General features: G+C 46.0%; 12 protein-coding genes. 10 read left to right on the top strand and 2 right to left on the bottom strand.

All coding sequences use genetic code 11. The features are described from left to right. Positions 1-20: 20 nt before the first annotated feature. From A6E01_RS11525 to tldD, 9 genes are all read left to right on the top strand, one after another. On the top strand, positions 21-3,449 hold the full coding sequence (locus A6E01_RS11525) for a DUF6701 domain-containing protein (RefSeq protein ID WP_237334474.1): 3,429 nt from the start codon (positions 21-23) through the stop codon (positions 3,447-3,449). Positions 3,450-3,599: 150 nt separating this feature from the next. Then, complete coding sequence (locus tag A6E01_RS11520) at positions 3,600-4,643, top strand: rod shape-determining protein (RefSeq protein WP_017028842.1); 1,044 nt, start codon at positions 3,600-3,602, stop codon at positions 4,641-4,643. A 48-nt stretch (positions 4,644-4,691) separates the two neighbouring features. Then, complete coding sequence (gene mreC / locus A6E01_RS11515; RefSeq protein WP_017028841.1) at positions 4,692-5,588, top strand: rod shape-determining protein MreC; 897 nt, start codon at positions 4,692-4,694, stop codon at positions 5,586-5,588. Beyond that, positions 5,578-6,066: a rod shape-determining protein MreD gene (gene mreD / locus A6E01_RS11510; protein WP_017028840.1), complete on the top strand. Its 489-nt coding sequence runs from the start codon at positions 5,578-5,580 to the stop codon at positions 6,064-6,066. The genes mreC and mreD overlap by 11 nt, the downstream gene beginning before the upstream one ends. 3 nt (positions 6,067-6,069) lie before the next feature. After that, positions 6,070-6,645, top strand: coding sequence for a Maf family protein (locus tag A6E01_RS11505; RefSeq protein WP_017028839.1), 576 nt, complete (start codon positions 6,070-6,072; stop codon positions 6,643-6,645). A 16-nt stretch (positions 6,646-6,661) separates the two neighbouring features. Then, complete coding sequence (rng, locus tag A6E01_RS11500) at positions 6,662-8,131, top strand: ribonuclease G (protein ID WP_017028838.1); 1,470 nt, start codon at positions 6,662-6,664, stop codon at positions 8,129-8,131. 12 nt (positions 8,132-8,143) lie between these two features. Beyond that, complete coding sequence (locus A6E01_RS11495) at positions 8,144-12,031, top strand: YhdP family protein (RefSeq protein ID WP_065210249.1); 3,888 nt, start codon at positions 8,144-8,146, stop codon at positions 12,029-12,031. A 3-nt stretch (positions 12,032-12,034) separates the two neighbouring features. Continuing rightward, on the top strand, positions 12,035-12,877 hold the full coding sequence (locus A6E01_RS11490; protein WP_371935989.1) for a carbon-nitrogen hydrolase family protein: 843 nt from the start codon (positions 12,035-12,037) through the stop codon (positions 12,875-12,877). Positions 12,878-12,880: 3 nt separating this feature from the next. After that, a complete protein-coding gene (gene tldD, locus A6E01_RS11485; RefSeq protein ID WP_017028835.1) occupies positions 12,881-14,326 on the top strand; it encodes a metalloprotease TldD in 1,446 nt (481 codons plus the stop codon). 298 nt (positions 14,327-14,624) lie between these two features. On the opposite strand, the gene yjgA is transcribed toward tldD, so the two are convergent. After that, positions 14,625-15,149: a ribosome biogenesis factor YjgA gene (gene yjgA, locus A6E01_RS11480; RefSeq protein ID WP_017032864.1), complete on the bottom strand. Its 525-nt coding sequence runs from the start codon at positions 15,147-15,149 to the stop codon at positions 14,625-14,627. A gap of 130 nt (positions 15,150-15,279) precedes the next feature. Here yjgA and pmbA point away from each other — a divergent pair, with 130 nt between their 5' ends. Further along, positions 15,280-16,623, top strand: a complete 1,344-nt coding sequence (pmbA, locus tag A6E01_RS11475; RefSeq protein WP_026012900.1) for a metalloprotease PmbA — start codon at positions 15,280-15,282, stop codon at positions 16,621-16,623. Positions 16,624-16,706: 83 nt separating this feature from the next. Here pmbA and mgtE read toward each other — a convergent pair whose 3' ends face one another. Next, positions 16,707-18,065, bottom strand: a complete 1,359-nt coding sequence (gene mgtE, locus A6E01_RS11470; RefSeq protein ID WP_017028832.1) for a magnesium transporter — start codon at positions 18,063-18,065, stop codon at positions 16,707-16,709. Positions 18,066-18,138: the final 73 nt, after the last annotated feature.

Raw genomic sequence — 18,138 nt, 5'->3', positions numbered from 1 at the left:
TACTTAAGCTTACCCGGAGCATGCTACTTTTTTTTCTTGTTGCCTTTTCGAACTCAGCACTCGCCAAGAAGGTGGCTGATTACCAGTGTAATATCAAAGGCAACAAAGACTTTTATGTCGTCTTTAAAGTTACGGGCCTAGATGGCAAATATCAAGACATGTACTTTAGCCAAGGATCGACCCGTAGGGAAACATTATGGTATACACCGCCACTTCCTGATGGTGCTCCGAACCCTAATGATGGCGCATATATTTTCGAGGAGGCGAGTTTAGATGATGGCGTTCATTACGTTGTTCGAATTGAACACGATGAGGATACGCATACAAGCTACTATTATCGAAGGTTAGCATCTGATGCCGATTTTCAGTTCATTACATCAAAGGTTGAGGAGATAAAGCAAGGTAACTTAACCGGTAGTGGGATTGAAATTGAAATTACGGATTGCTCTGAGGACAACGTTGTAGTTTTGCCACCACCAATTCCTGAAATTCCAGACCAATGCGAGACTTTCCCTAATGCAGCGCAATCTTGGAATAGAGATGGGCAACCCTATTCATCAGCAACTATCGATAATAATGGCCAAATAATTGGTACTTATAATCAGGCGGGAAGAATTGGTTTTAACCAGGTTACGACAGGCCAAGGTGTTTACTTATGTGATGGTAACGAGTGTTTGGCTGATGATACGTTGCTTATTTCAGAACCAGCTTTAATCGGTTTTTCACCTTACGGTTCGGATTTAACAAACCCAACAGACCCTTTGCCTAGTGGTTCGTATAGCAGTATTACAATAAACAATAATAATGAAGCTACGTTTACGGGCACAGATTATGAGATAGGCACTCTTGTCGTTGAGGGTAGTTCAACGTTGAATATTCAGGCTGATACATTTCTAAGAGTTAATCGAGTGGTTTTTTCTAATCAAGCTACGATTAACGTTGCAGGTAGCGGCAGTGAAAGCCTAGTTATTTGGGCTGAAAATTTAGCGCAATCGCCGGCTTATGTTGAAATCGGGCAACTTTCTGTTCCGCTGGAAGCTAATATATTCAGTCGAGGTTCAGTATTGCTTAATGGGTGGGGGGCATTCATCTATGGTTCTGTCACTGCGGATACTTTGACTGTGCAGGGTAGTGCCAAAATACAAAGGACATCGAACAATTGTGAGGGTACTACCCCGGGTAATTACACCTTAGAATTATCGCCATTGACAGGTATTAACTTAACTTGCGAAGACCAATCACTTACATTCCAAGTAAAGAAAAATGGAAGTAATGCAACGGATTACCCTGGGACCATTGAAGTAACAAGTAGTGGTGGTCTACTACAACCTAGCGGTGGCTCATATACCCCAAGTGGTTCTGGTACATTAGACCTTACACTTAGCCAGCAAGAAGTTAGTACAGTAAGTGTTACTGGATGTTTGAGTACGGATTGCTCTGGCACCTCTGTCAACGGAAGCTATGAGTTTGTACCGCAGAAATTTGCTTTAGAGTCTCCCAAAGAGGTTGTTGCTGCTAAACCGAGCTCAATAGATATTTGGCCAATGCAATGCAATGAGCAAGGCGAGCCAGCAGCCATACCGTCTGATGAATACAGTGGTACCAAAACACTGATGCTTTCTAGCACAACTTATGTTCAGCCTAATGCAGACCGCAATGCCAGTGAAGTCATATCCATCAAAGACAAGGATGGGAATTGGGTTGATGCTCCAAATAATCAGCTTCAGCTAACATTTTCTGCAGGAAGTGATAGCGAACCAGCAAAAGCAACTACCGAAGTAATATACCCAGAAGCGGGTAGCGTTAGTTATGAATTGAAAGATGAAGTCTGCATCACCAACGATGATGGTGAAGAAGAGTGTGAGGAAATAATTGGTGAGCAGTTAATCCAGTCCAGGCCTTGGACATTCGCTTTGTGTGAGCCGACAGGAAACGAGATTTCTGGCACATCAGAGTCTGGTGATTTCTTCAAGCGTTCCGGCGAGCTATTTGGGTTAGATGCTGTGCCGATTCGTTGGGTGAGTGACGGGGATATAGCTCCCGCTACACCGATAGAAGTGAGCGCATTCTGCAATCAGATCGATAGCCTTGAGACGAAAAACTTTTATCCTGATCTTGCGCCTGCTGTAAATGTGAGTTTAGAGGCAGAACTCCATAGTCCCCATGTAGATTTAGGAAGTGCAGATACAGGAACAATAGGCAGCGGTTTAGAAGGTGTGCCTGTTGACGGATTACCGAATAATACAAACACGTCTGGTCCTGTGCAGTTTTCATCTTTGAAGTGGCGAGAGGCGGGGAGCATAAAGGTTACGGCTAGCCTAAAGGACCAAGCTGACTATCTGTTTGAGCCTATTAATCCCGGCTATCGCTCAGTAGGACGCTTTTCTCCAAATCACCTAGCAATGCTGGATGAAGGTAGCGATCCAGAAGAACTATGGACTCAATGGGATTATGCAGATGGACATGATGAGTTTGCCTATATGAAACAAGAGTTTCCGCACATTTTTAAGGTTCAAGCTCAAGCCAATGATAATACTCCAACGCTTAACTATGGCTTGTTTAATAACTCATTCGTTTCCAATCTAGATTATGTGGCAAACACAAAAGATCAAACTGTCGACGTCAGTTTACTAGACCGACTATCAGTACTGACGTTCTCTTGGAGTGGCGAAGACTGGCCAAAATCACTATTGATTGATCCATCAACCCTAGTCGTAACTATTGATGACTTCGCCTTTGCGAAAAAAGCAGGAGACTCCATTGGTGACAATGAAGTGACTGAGCCTGATGGCCCCTTCGATAGTGATAATTCCGTGTTCGGTATCGAAGTCTCGACTATTGTGGATGGTGTTGATTTTGACACATTAGACATACCTGAGTTGAATGAAGATACGAATACTGGAAAGTCATTCCCCAATCAGCCTGAATTTAGATATGGGCGAATGAATCTCGATGATGTCGGCGGGAACACAGCGCAAACCCTGAGGGTTCCACTTAGGGTTGAGTATTGGGATGGTAGCTCGTTTGTGACCAATCAAGAGGACAGTGGAAGCCTGTTTGATGCCACGCAAAGTTATTGCGTGCAAACTATCTGGAACAACCTACCGAATGGAGCGGATACCTCTGCGGAATTAGTCTCTAATAGAGAGCGCCAAGTATCAGACGGAGCTTCAGATAAATTATCGGCGACGCACAACCCTGCGGCAGGCTCGAGCAATGAAAGAGCACAGGTACGTTTATGGTTAAGGCAAGGTAGTGACTCACCGCAACGCACAGAAACCGGTGTAGATTGCACGAGCAATGGTAGTAGATTCACCAATCAACCATGGTTGCACTACAACTGGAGGAATAAGGGCGACGAAGACCCTTCGGCCGTTGTCACCTTTGGTACCTTCCGAGGCAACGACAGAATCATATTCAAAGGTGAAAGGGGCTTAATTGGCAATTAAAACTGGCATTTTTAGCGCCTAAGTCAGGACAACGTCAGAAAAAGGCACTTTATATCAATCTTTGTAATCCAATGCCTTGCTGAATAAGTGTGGCATTGGTACATTTAGTACAATTTTGTCTTCCAAAGATTGTGAGAAGAGCGCTTAGATATGTTTAAAAAAATTCGCGGAATGTTCTCAAACGACCTGTCTATCGATTTGGGTACAGCGAACACACTAATTTATGTTAAAGGACAAGGTATTGTCCTTGATGAGCCATCAGTAGTGGCTATCCGTCAAGATCGTGCAGGCTCTGCGAAAAGCGTAGCGGCTGTAGGTCATGACGCGAAGCAAATGCTTGGGCGTACTCCAGGAAATATTTCAGCTATCCGTCCAATGAAAGATGGCGTAATCGCTGACTTTTTTGTGACTGAAAAAATGCTTCAGCACTTCATCAAGCAGGTTCACGACAACAGCTTCCTAAAGCCAAGCCCTCGCGTACTAGTTTGTGTTCCTTGTGGTTCTACACAAGTTGAACGTCGTGCTATCCGTGAATCTGCGCTAGGTGCAGGTGCTCGTGAGGTTTACCTGATTGACGAGCCAATGGCGGCGGCAATCGGTGCTGGCCTGCGTGTTTCTGAACCAACAGGTTCTATGGTTGTTGATATCGGTGGTGGTACTACTGAGGTTGCAGTTATCTCACTAAACGGTGTGGTTTACTCTTCGTCTGTACGCATCGGTGGCGACCGCTTTGATGAAGCGATCATCAACTACGTTCGTCGTAACTACGGCAGCTTGATTGGTGAAGCTACAGCAGAGAAGATCAAGCACATGATCGGCTCAGCATACCCTGGTGATGAAGTTGAAGAACTGGAAGTTCGTGGCCGTAACCTTGCAGAAGGTGTGCCTCGCAGCTTTAGTCTAAACTCAAACGAGATCCTAGAAGCTCTTCAGGAGCCTCTATCCGGTATCGTTTCTGCGGTAATGGTTGCACTAGAACAGTGTCCACCAGAGCTTGCATCAGATATCTCAGAAAACGGCATGGTATTAACAGGTGGCGGCGCGCTACTGAAAGACCTAGATCGCCTACTAACTGAAGAAACCGGTATCCCGGTTGTAGTTGCTGACGAGCCACTCACTTGTGTTGCTCGTGGCGGCGGTAAAGCCTTAGAAATGATTGATGTGCACGGCGGTGATCTATTCAGTGAAGAATAATTCTTTCATTGGATTTTCCCGATTAGCAATAAGAACGGGTAACAAAGAATGAATCCAATCTTTGGCAGAGGCCCATCTCTGCAATTGAGACTCTTTTTTGCCGTATTACTATCAGCCAGCTTAATGTTGGCTGATAGTCGTTTAGATGCCTTCTCAAATGTACGCTATGTGTTGAATAGTACGGTAGCGCCCATTCAGTATCTTGCCGACTTACCGCGCAGCATGTTTGGCAACGTCTATGAGCGTTTCAGCAGCAGACAGCAATTACTGACTACAAACCAAGTGCTACGTGAAGAGCTTCTGAAAATGAAGAGCGACCTGTCTTTACTCTCTCAATATAAAGAAGAAAACCAAAGATTCAGAAAGCTACTTGGCTCAACGTTTGTGCGTGATGAAAAGAAGGTAGTTACTGAAGTAATGGCGGTGGATTCCTCGTCTTATCATCAGCAGATAGTGATTGATAAAGGTCATATCGATGGTGTTTATCAAGGTCAGCCTGTCATCAATGAAAACGGTATCGTAGGGCAAATCACCGAAGTGGGCGCTCACAATAGCCGAGTGTTACTGTTGACTGATGCTAACTCTGCTATTCCTGTTCAAGTGATTCGTAATGATATTCGAGTGATTGCGGCAGGCAGTGGTGATCAAACCAATATCCATCTTCAGCACATACCGAGTAACTTTGATATTCAAGAAGGCGATGTGCTGGTGTCTTCTGGCTTAGGGGGTATTTACCCTGAGGGCTATCCTGTCGCTACGGTAAGCAAAGTGCAGATTGATAACCATCGTGAGTTCTCAACGATTACCGCAGCACCTGCAGTCGATTTTGGTCGCTTACGCTACTTGTTGTTGGTGTGGCCACAGCAAGATGGGCAAGATATTACTTTAGAACAAGCGCCAGTTCAGCCTGAGCAACCCGTTATCGAGGTCGAAGATGGCGAATAGTATTCTGAGTAGCAAATTCGTTATTTGGGTGACGTTTTTTGTCGCCTTGGTTCTGCAAACTATCCCGTGGCCCGGCACGATGGACGTATTCCGCCCATCTTGGTTGGTACTCGTGACCTGTTATTGGGTGATGGCAGCGCCACACAGAGTCAATGTAGGAACCGGTTTAATTCTAGGCCTGATATGGGATCTATTGCTCGGCTCGACGCTGGGCGTTCGCGGCATGATGATGGCAATTATTACCTATCTCGTTGCGATCAATTTCTTGGTACTGCGCAACATGGCGTTGTGGCAACAGGCTATGATTATGGCACTACTGACGATGTTGGGTGTCCTCATCGAGTTCTTTGGCGAATTTGTCATCCAAGATGTGGTATTTAATCCTGCGTCACTGTGGGTAGGTTTAATTAACGGTATTCTATGGCCATGGCTATTTTTATTGTTGCGCCGGGTGCGTCGCATTTGGAGAGTACGATAAGCCATGCATAAATCTCTAATTCTCGCGTCTGCTTCTCCAAGAAGGCGCGAACTTTTATCTCAGCTTGGCTATGAATTCACTATACTAATCAGTGATATAGAAGAAGTGCGTTGTGAGGGAGAAACCCCTGATCAGTATGTACAGCGATTAGCTGAAAGTAAGGCGAAAACGGTTCTGCAACAGGCTCGCTCAGAGAGTAGTGCAAAACCTATTGTGATTGGTGCCGACACTATAGTTACGCAAGGCGAGCAAGTATTCGAAAAACCAAACTCGCTGCAAGAAAGCATGGATATGTTGGGTCAACTGTCTAATGCTAAGCACCAAGTGATGACGGCTGTTTGTGTCTGCAGTGCCGAAAAATCAGAAACCATTATTTGTATTACAGACGTATGGTTTAAGCCCCTCAGCCGCCAAGAAATAGAAGATTATTGGCTGACCGGCGAACCGTGCGACAAAGCAGGAAGCTACGGAATTCAGGGGATAGGCGGTAAGTTTGTTACCCGTATTGAGGGCAGTTACCACTCAGTTGTAGGTCTACCTTTATTTGAAACCGAACAGCTCTTGCACCAATTTTTATAAGATTTAGAGGTGCGCTATGAGTGCAGAGTTATTGATCAACTCAACGCCGAGTGAGACTCGAGTTGCAATGATCGAAGGCGGTGTCCTTCAAGAAGTCCATATTGAAAGAGAAGCTAGACGAGGCATTGTAGGTAATATCTACAAAGGACGTGTGAGTCGCGTTCTGCCGGGTATGCAAGCTGCTTTTGTTGATATTGGTCTGGATAAGGCTGCCTTTTTACACGCCTCAGATATTGTTCCTCATACCGAATGTGTTGCTGAAAATGAAAAGCAGCAGTTTAAAGTTCGAGATATCTCTGAGTTAGTCCGCCAAGGGCAAGACATTGTGGTTCAAGTGGTTAAAGACCCACTTGGGACGAAAGGCGCACGCCTAACCACAGACATCACTCTTCCATCTCGCTACCTTGTATTCATGCCTGGCGCTAGCCATGTTGGCGTATCGCAACGCATTGAATCTGAGCAAGAACGCAACCGTTTAAAGAAAATCGTTGCTCCTTACTGCAGTGAGTCGGGTGGTTTTATCATTCGTACCGCAGCCGAAGGCGCAGACGAGAAAGAACTGGCGCAAGATGCCGCCTTTCTTGAGCGCTTGTGGGTTAAGGTTATGGAGCGTCGCTCTAAGTACATTACACGCTCGACTCTCTATGGTGAATTAGGTCTTGCTCCACGCATCTTGCGTGACTTCGTCGGCACCGAGCTTTCCTTGATTCAGGTTGATTCGCGTATGGTGTATGACTCTTTACTTGAGTTCACTGAAGAGTTTGTACCTGAGTTGATGGAAAAATTAGAGCTGTACGAAGGCGATAAACCTATCTTTGATTTGTACGATGCAGAGAGTGAAATCCAACGCTCACTAGATCGTAAGGTTACACTGAAATCGGGTGGGTACCTGATTATTGATCAGACCGAAGCTATGACGACGGTTGATATCAATACCGGTGCATTCGTAGGTCGACGCAATCTCGAAGAGACCATCTTCAATACCAACCTAGAAGCTACAGAAGCCATTGCTCGTCAACTAAGACTGCGTAATCTTGGCGGTATTATCATTATCGACTTTATTGATATGGCCAGCGATGAACACCGTAAGCGAGTGCTCGCTTCGTTAGAGACAGCACTTAGCAATGACCGAGTGAAAACCAATATCAATGGCTTTACTCAGTTAGGTTTGGTTGAGATGACGCGCAAGCGCACAAGGGAAAGCATTGAGCATGTATTGTGCTCTGATTGCCCTAGCTGTGAAGGTCGTGGCTCAGTAAAAACCGTGGAAACGGTGTGTTATGAAGTGCTGCGAGAAATCACTCGAGTTAACCGAGCGTACGACGCGGATAAGTTTCTAGTTTATGCCTCGATAGCGGTGGCAGATGCACTGCATGGTGACGAGTCTCATGCGTTAGCTGAGCTGGAGCTGTTTATTGGCAAAGAAGTTAAAATCACCGCTGAGCCACTCTATGTTCAAGAGCAGTTCGACGTAGTTATGATGTAGGATAATGTTCCATTGGCGTCATTCGCAGTTCGACTAGAGCGATTAGTTTTATCGCTACTGGTCTTTATCTTTGTTTCGTTAGCGGTGCTGGTCACCGCTTTGCGCGTTGCTTTACCTCGCTTAGATCATTACCAAGACGATGTTCAAAATTGGTTTAACCAAGTCTCTGGTCTGAACTTCACCATAGGTGAGGTCCATGGCTATTGGAAAAACACCCACCCATCACTCTCTCTTTCGGGCTTAGAAGCAGACATACCTAAAGGTGTTAAAGCGTTTTCGGTTGGTGAGGTTCGCGCTGAATTTGACCTGATCGACTCATTGTTAAACCTTCAACCTAAGCTCAGTGAGTTGACCGTTGATGGTTTGCATATTGATATCAGCGATATCGACCTGTTTAAGGCGAACCCAGAGTCATCAGAGCCACCTGAAAAGAGCGATCAGCAGTTACTTAAGATCCTCGAAAACCTAGTACTTCGTCAGCTAAGTGAGTTTGCACTTACAAACTCAACCATAGTATTTAGAGATATTTCTGGTGATGTACGTGAGGTGGATATCGAGAGGCTAAGTTGGCTTAACGATGGCAACCGCCACCGTGCTGATGGTGTGGTGAGCATCAAAGATGTCCAGCTTAATAGCGTCAGTGTCATTGCCGATTTTTATGACCATAACGGTTTATCGGATATCAGCGGTGACTTTTATCTACAAGGTAATAACTTTGATGTCACCCCTTGGGTATCGCCGTATCTTGCTGATGGTGTGATTATTGATAAGGGCCGAGTCAGTCTAAACACTTGGATTTCCCTGCAACATAACCAGCCCGTTGATGCCTATCTGGAAATATCGCCATCAGAACTGGAATGGCGTGATAAAGATGATATCCCTAATGCCATCTCTATTGAGGGTGGCGTGGTTAAACTTGATCCAACCGAGAAAGGCTGGCAGTTAAACGCGCAAGACTTGGCATTTAGTTCAAATGGCACCTCTTGGCCAGATCTGAATGTGGCATTCGAGTGGTCTCCAGAAAAGTGGCGATTGAATGCCAATCAAATAAAGCTAGAAAGTATTACCCCAATTCTCGACCTACTGCCTGATATGGAGAAGAGCGAAGAATGGGTGGATACCGTTCGTCTTGGAGGTACAGTCCAAGATATTCGTGTATCTATGGGTAAAGGCATAGAGTCACTTCGCTACTCGGCTAAGGTAAAAGATGGCCGTATGAACTACTGGGAGCTGATCCCTGGCTTTCATACCTTAGAAGCGCGTATATTTGGTCGCTCAGATCTCGCCAAAGCAACCGTCACTATGCTTGATGATACCTTGCCTTATGGTGAGGTATTCCAGGCACCGCTTAAGATACGCCAAGCAGAAGTTGATATTGTCTGGCAGTCGGATGATAACGGCTGGAGTTTATGGTCAGATAAAGTCACTGCAGCGACTCCGGACTTGCAAGTATTGGGAGCGTTCAAGCTCGACTTTCCAAAGGATGCACCCGCATTTTTGTCTTTCTATGCAGAAGCCGACCTAGCTAATGCAGGGCAAACCTGGCGTTACTTACCAACTCTTGCTTTAGGGCGAGGCCTTACCGATTACCTCTCTGCCGGTATTCAAGGCGGCCGAGTAAAAACGGCAAAATTGCTTTGGTATGGTGAACTGTCTAGCTTCCCATATAACGACAATAGTGGCATTTTCCAGGCATGGGTACCGCTACGCAAAACCAAGTTTAGCTTTAGTACCGCGTGGCCGCCTTTGACCGATATGCAGCTAGATTTGCTGTTCCAAAACGAGACCATGTTCTTAGACTCGAAAGATGCCAAGCTTCTTAATATTCAGGCTGACCGCATTTCTGGAAAGATCCCTCGTATGTATGGGAATGGACATATCGAAATCTTCGCTGCAGCAAAAGCGGAAGGTAAGGATGTTCGAGATTACATGAGCGCCTCTCCATTGGTTGGCTCCGTAGGTGCGGTACTGACGACTGTCGATATCAAGGGACAGGTAGAATCGCAGTTCCAACTTAAGATTCCGTTCAACGAAGAGCAAGAAGCTAGAGCTTGGGGCTACGCTGATCTTAGCGAGAATGACATCAATATTACGGCACCCCCTATGCTGCTGAAAAAGGCATCGGGTCGAATTGAGTTTGATAATGATGTTGTGCGCTCATCAGGGATAAGCGCTAACCTGCTGGAACAGCCTATTACCTTGGACTTCCTTGGACAAAATGCCGAGTCGAGTTACGACACCAGAATTGACCTTATCGGCGATTGGCGCGCTGAACCGCTAGTTCCTTATCTAGGAAAGACTTGGCTAGAGCCAATATCGGGACACGCTCCTTGGAATATGGGGATCGATCTACAGATTAATGACGTTGGCTTTACCTATCAGATAGATGCAAAGGCCAATCTAACTTCTATTGCGAGTACCTATCCTGCACCAATGAACAAAAAGGTGGGGGACGTATGGCAAGCTCGAATGCAGGCTTCTGGTAACCAGGAATCGATTTCCGCAAGGCTACAGCTTCCTTCTGCTAAGTTTCAGACTGAAATTGATATCACTCAGGGGCGGCCTGTACTTGAGGCGACCAATACTGTCATTGGCTCGGGTAGCTTTAGGGTAAGCCCTATAGTAGGCCATCACGCCTCGCTGCGCTTGCCAGAGTTTAATCTTGATGAATGGATAGCGGCGCTAGAGCGACCAAGTGTTGGGCCTAAGCCGATCCTTAGCGAGCTCAATGCTCCTGAAATTCCTGTGCCACAGCGTATTCAAGTGCAAACCAGCAGTATTAAAGTAGGTGGCTTGGATTGGAATGAAGTGGACTTTGTCGCCCGCAAGAGAGCCAATACATGGCAATACAACATAGACAGCTCACAGGTTAAAGGTAAGGCTGAATATGATGGTTCTAATTTAGGTATCAATCTGTCGCTGCTACAACTGTATCTTGCTGAGCCAAAGAGTTTAGTTGAAGAGTCTGTCGCTAAAACAGAGGTCAAAGATAGTAAGGGTGAGACTCAACCGCTTATTACCGATTTTGATCGGAAGTTCTTTGAGGAAATGCCTAACCTTGATCTTAAGATCGATGATTTTTGGATGCAGGGCTACAAGGTAGGTAAAGTTGATGTGGTCATGAACCACGATGGCCAACGTATTGTTTGGGATAAAGCCAACTTTACCAGCGGTACATCGAGTGTATTAGCCAGTGGTTGGTGGGAGCTGACCGATGATGATAGTACTACGCATCTTGATCTTAACCTGAAGGGTGACGATAACTCTGAAATCATGGCGCGCTTTGGCATTGATTCAGGGATTCAGAAGGCCTCTTTCGAGGGGAACTCATCATTAGAGTGGAAGGGTTCTCCTTGGAATATGCAAGTGGATACCGTTAACGGTACCCTTAAAGCAGAGCTTGGCCGAGGTGTTATCTCAGATGTCGGCGGCGCAGCAAAGCTGTTAGGTATGTTTAGCCTCGATTCTATTATTAGACGTATGCAATTAGACTTCAGTGATGTGTTTGATGAAGGTTTAGCCTTCGACTCTATCAAGGGTACAGGTAAGGTCGAAAAGGGCGTCTTTATTACTAATGACTTGAAGATGGACTCTATCTCTGGGGATATGACCATACGCGGTTTAGCCAATTTGAATACTCAGATGGTGGATGCGGAAGTCACATTTAAACCGGATGTTACCTCTGGCATACCTATGCTAACTGCCTTCGCTGTAGCGCCTCAAACCGCGCTTTATGTATTAGCGATAAGTACGGTAGTGGCGCCAGTTATTGAGGTTATTACTCAGGTTACCTATGAGGTAAAAGGCCCAATGAACTCGCCGCAAGTTAATGAGAAATCTCGACGTAAGGCTGACTACGAGATTCCCAAACAGCTTCGCTCAGAATCACAGGGGAAATAATCCATGATGGATGCACCAAGGATAGGTTTGATCCAGATGACATCGGGTAACGATGTCACTGAGAATTTGCAATTCATTGAGCAACAGTTGAGAGACTTAGTCAAACAAGGCTGTCAGTTGGTGGTAACACCAGAGAATAGCTTGCTGTTTGACAATGCACTAGCGTATCAAGTGATCGCAGAAGAGCTGAACTCTGGCCCAATTCAATCCAAATTGGCGCAACTAGCAAAAGAGTTGCAAACATGGTTGGTGATTGGTTCTTTTCCTATACGAAGCAACGCCACTCATCTTTATTCTGCGTGCTTAGTGTTTGATGACAATGGAGCGCTAGTGGCTCATTACAACAAGATGCATTTATTTGATGTTGAAGTTGAAGATGAGCATGGTAGCTATAGAGAATCTGATTGTTTTTCTCATGGTACACAGCCCCAAGTGATTGATACTCCCGTAGGAAGGTTAGGGCTTTCTATTTGTTATGATCTAAGATTCCCTCATCTCTACAACATTTTGCGTGAGCAAGGTGCCGATATTATTCTGGTACCTGCTGCTTTTACAGCAGTCACTGGAGAGGCACATTGGGAAATATTACTTCGCGCTAGAGCCATAGAAAATCAAGCTTGGGTTGTTGGCGTTGGGCAGTGTGGCTATCACTCAGCCAACAGACAAACGTGGGGGCACTCTATGGTAATTGACCCGTGGGGTAAAGTCGTCACTCAAGGAGCTACGACCCCATGCAACCTAGTAGCCGAAATCGAATTACATCAAGTGGAGAAGGTTCGCAAGGCGATGCCTGTTGCTTCACATCAGAAAATTTCTAACCTCATAAACAATGAGGATAAAGAGTAGATTATGACTATTGAACAAGTAGAACAAGAACTGCTGGCCCCTACAGGCCTTACTGAGCAGGACGTCAACAATACGCTTTCTATGATCGCTACTCGAGATATCGATTACGCGGATGTCTATTTCCAATCCAGTTGGCATGAAACTCTTGTCTTAGAAGACAGCATTATTAAAGATGGCTCGTTTAATATCGATAGGGGTGTTGGCGTTAGAGCCGTGAGCGGTGAAAAAACTGGATTTGCTTATTCTGACCAAATTCAGGCTGATAGCTTAAAACAAAGTGCGATTGCCGCTCGTGGTATTGCAAAGCAAGGCCAAACAGCGAAAGTGCAGGCATTTTCTCGTCATCACTCTAACCAGCACTACTCTGGAGTAAACCCGCTTCAAAGTCTTGAGAAACAACAAAAGATCGATCTGCTTAAAGAGCTAGACGTTTATATTCGCACTAAGGAGCCGTTGGTTTCTGAGGTGAATATCAGCATTAGTGGTGTCTATGAGCAGGTGCTAGTCGCAGCAACCGATGGCACCTATGCCACCGATATTCGTCCACTAGTACGTCTCTCTATCAGTGTGCTTGCTCAGCGGGGAGAGCGCCGTGAGCGCGGCTCATCAGGTGGTGGTGGTCGTTACGATTATCAGCGATTCCTAGACATGGACGGTGACAAGACAGTAGCGACACACATGGCTGATGAAGCAATCCGTCTTGCTCTTGTGAATCTAGAGTCAGATGCGGCACCTGCAGGTGCTATGCCCGTAGTACTGGGTGCGGGCTGGCCAGGAGTGCTACTGCACGAAGCGGTTGGGCATGGTCTAGAGGGTGACTTTAACCGCAAGCAGTCATCTGTTTTCTCTGGAAAAGTGGGAGAAAAGGTAACCTCAGATCTTTGTACTATCGTTGATGATGGCACCATGACAGATCGCCGTGGCTCATTGAATATTGATGATGAAGGCGTTGCAGGACAATACAATACCCTGATTGAGAACGGCGTTCTGAAGGGCTACATGCAAGATAAGCTTAACGCTCGTTTGATGGGGGTAGCACCTACGGGTAACGGCCGTCGTGAGTCGTTTGCTCATCTTCCAATGCCTCGCATGACCAATACCTACATGCTGCCGGGTCAACATACTCCGGAAGAGATCATCTCTACCGTGAAGAAGGGGATTTATGCCCCAAGCTTTGCGGGTGGCCAGGTTGATATTACGTCAGGTAAATTTGTGTTCTCAACCTCGGAAGCCTACTTGATTGAAGACGGTAAAATCACTCGTCCAGTGAAAGGCGCAACTTTGGTTGGCTCTGGTATTGAAGCGATGCAACAAGTCTCTATGGTCGGCAATGACCTACAGATCGATAAGGGTGTTGGCGTGTGCGGCAAGGCAGGACAAAGTGTCCCTGTTGGTGTTGGCCAGCCTACATTGAAGCTAGACAGTATTACTGTGGGTGGTACTGAGTAGAGTTGTATATACTCTTAATAAACCAAATTACGTCATTCTGGAGAATGCAAAGCATTCATCCAGAACCTTAGAGTGCACATGGTTGGGTTAGGCACTCTCTAAGATCCTAGATAAGTTCTCCGAACTTTCTAGGATGACGACGTTTAATGGCATTTTGTAGCTACAATCACGTCATTCTGGAAGTCGCCTAGCGACTATCCAGAATCTTGGGCAGTGCAGAACTTTACCATTTCTTTATAAGCATTACCCAAGGTTATACCGAAGATCCTGAATCAAGTTCAGGGCGCCAGTTGGCGTATTAAGCTTCTTCGTTCAACTCTTTCAGCAGCTGAAAGATCTCACGATAAGCCTTAGGTGGCTTGCTCGCTTTTTTCTCTTTGTTCGCTTGGCGTGATAACTGGCGCAGGCGCTGTCTGTCTGCTGATGGGAACTGATTCAGCACTTCTTCAATGGCTGAGTCGCCATTTTCTACAACGCGGTCACGCAACGCTTCTAGCTTGTGTAGCTCTGCTGATGCTTGTGAGTGTTTGTTGTGGTGCTTATCGAGCGCAGCTTGAATTGGCTCGACGTCAATTTGTCTCATTAGCTTACCAATGAACTGCAATTGGCGACGCTTTGCTTCTTTATTGAAGCGTTGAGCATCTTTAATTGCGTCGGCAAGGGAATCAGGTAGTGGAAACTTCTCTAGTACAGAAGGTTTCAATTCTACTAGTTCTTCACCGAGTTTCTGCAAGGCTTCCATGTCCTCTTTCATTTCGGTTTTACTTACCCAAATGATTTCCTCTTCTTCTTCCCAAGGGGCTTTCTGATTTTTTCTGGCCATAATCTGCTCTTAGTTACTCAATTCTTAATGCGTATTTCGCTTTATGTCGTTTATTTTACCAAACAAAGTGGGGAGAATGCGAAAAGCTTGTTATTCTAACCTTTATTGCCTGCAAATATTTGATTTAACTATGGACGCTAGACAACAAATTGCCCAACAAAAAGTAGAATTAGAAGAAGCTGTCTCAAAAGCATTGAGTTTAGCCTCTGCTCAAGCCGATGGTGCTGAGGTTGCGATCAACAAATCTACCGGTCTCAGTGTATCCACTCGTATGTGTGAAGTGGAGAACGTCGAGTTTAACAGCGACGGTGCTCTGGGTATCACAGTTTACCGAGGTCAAAAGAAGGGAAGTGCCTCTACCTCTGATTTGAGTGAGAAAGCCATCGCTCAAACCGTGGCTGCAGCCCTAGATATTGCCAAGTATACCTCTGAAGATCCGTGTGCAGGACCCGCTCCTGCAGAGCTTATGGTCAAAGAGGTACAAGACCTAGATCTTTTCCATCCTTATGAACCTAACCCTGATCAAATTGCACAAATCGCTATTGAGGCTGAAGAAGCCGCTCTTAGCTACAGCGATAAGATCAAGCAAAGTGACGGTGCAAGCTACGATACCCACTATGGTATTCGAGTGTACGGTAACTCTCATGGCGTATTAGCAAGCTACCCATCGAGTCGTCATAGTGTGAGCTGCTGTGTGATTGGCGCGGGTGCTACGGGCGATATGGAGCGTGACTATAGCTACAGTGTGGCTCGTCGTGCTGAAGACCTTTGGTCAGCGAAAGAAGTGGGCTTGAAGGCCGCGCAAAGAACCGTAGACCGTCTCGATGCTCGCCAGATTGAAACCGGTGAATACCCAATTATGTTTGCTGCAGAAGTAGCAACTGGATTGATGGGCCACCTAGTCAGTGCGATCAGCGGTGGTAGTCTATATCGTAAGTCGTCATTCTTACTTGATCACCTAGGCAAGCAAATATTGCCAGAATGGTTCAATGTTAACGAGAAGCCACACCTGCTACGTGGATTGGCATCAACGCCGTTTGATAGCGAAGGTGTTCAGACTAAAGACTACGATATCATCACAGATGGTAAGCTTGCGACCTATCTACTCACCAGCTATTCCGCTCGTAAACTGGGCATGACTACCACAGGACATGCTGGTGGTATTCACAACTGGTTTGTTCAATCTACAGGTCAAGATTATCAAGCCATGCTTAAAGAGCTAGGCACAGGTTTCTTGGTCACTGAATTGATGGGCCAAGGTGTTAACGGCGTAACCGGTGACTACTCTCGCGGTGCGGCTGGCTTCTGGGTAGAAAATGGCGTGATTCAATACCCTGTATCCGAGGTCACTATCGCCGGTAACCTAAAAGATATGTTCCAGAAAATTGTTGCCGTAGGCAACGATGTGGAGACCCGCTCTCAAATCCAAACCGGTTCGATGCTCATTGAATCGATGAAGGTGGCAGGCGCTTAAACCCGCTAATTAGAAACAAAAAAACGAGCCGTTTGGCTCGTTTTTTTATTGCTGATAGCTTAAAGCTGTCAGCTTTAATTCTGCTAAAGCAAAAACACCGTCGCCAATCCAAGAAACACCGATAGTCCAATAACATCCGTAATGGTAGTCAAAGCCATACCACCCGCGAGCGCAGGGTCGATATTCATCTTCTTCAGCACAATAGGTACAGTTACACCGGCGACGCCAGCGATAAATAGGTTGGTTAGCATAGCGGCGGAGATGATCATGCCTAGCACCCAATCACCCTTCCAGAATACCACAATCGCACCGATGATCAGCGCCCATAGAATGCCGTTCAAGAAGCCTATGGCAGCCTCTTTCATCAATAGTTCTTTTCGGTTACTGTCACCAATATGACCCAATGCCAAGCCACGAATAACCAATGCCACGGTTTGGTTGCCCGCAACACCGCCCATTGATGGCACGATAGTCATTAAGATAGCAATCGCGGCCATTTGTTCGAGGGTTGCCTCAAACATGTTCGAAACAGAAGCTGCTGCCAATGCGGCTAGAACATTCGCCCCTAGCCATACGCTTCGACGGCGCGCTGATTTTACTACCGGGGCAAAGGTATCTTCGTCGTCATCGAGACCCGCCAAACTCATCATCGAGTGCTCGGCATCTTCACGAATGATATCAACTACGTCATCGATGGTGATACGACCGACCAGATGTTGATTCTCATCGACAACAGGGGCTGATACCCAGTTTCGACGTTCAAACAGGCTAGCGACATCGGTATCACTGAGGTCTACGGAGATAGCCTCATCGGCATCTTCCATTACATCAATGACAGGAATGTCGGGCTGAGTGGTCAGTAGTGTTGTTAGAGATAAGTTACCGATGAGTCGGTCATCACTATCAATAACATATAAGGTATCTGTTGCCTCTGGCAGTTCGCCCTTCATTCTCATGTAGCGAAGAACTACGTCAATATCGACATCATCACGAATAGTGGTTACGTCGGTATTCATGATACCGCCAGCAGTATCTTCTGGGTAAGAGAGGGCTTTCTCGACACGAAGTCGATCTGCCGCATCCATTTGACCTAGAACTTGCTGTGAGACGTCATCAGGTAGGCTTCGAAGTACGTAGGCAACATCATCGGTATCCATACCCTCGGTTGCTTCTGCAAGCTTACCAGGGGCCATTTTAGAGACGAGGTTATCTTTTACATCTTCGCTTAGCTCATCAAGGATTTCACCGTAATCTTCAGGATCGGTGAGTTGCCATAAGACTTCACGACTTTTTCTTGGAGAGGCTTCGAGGAGGTGAGCAATATCCTCCGGCTCCATACCTTGCAGTTGGCGTCGTACGAAGACAAAGCGACCATTATCCAGTGCATCACTAACTTCTTGGAGCGTTTGGTGGGCTTGATCAAACTCGATCTGTTCCGCCATTATTTGCCTCCGTTAGATTTTTGTTCACTGAATAGTTTAATAGAAGGATATTAGCTTATTTTATTCAAGGGGT

It is taken from the genome of Vibrio breoganii, assembly GCF_001677275.1.
GTDB classification, from domain to species: Bacteria; Pseudomonadota; Gammaproteobacteria; order Enterobacterales; family Vibrionaceae; genus Vibrio; species Vibrio breoganii.
This window is presented reverse-complemented; position numbering and strand designations above follow the sequence as displayed.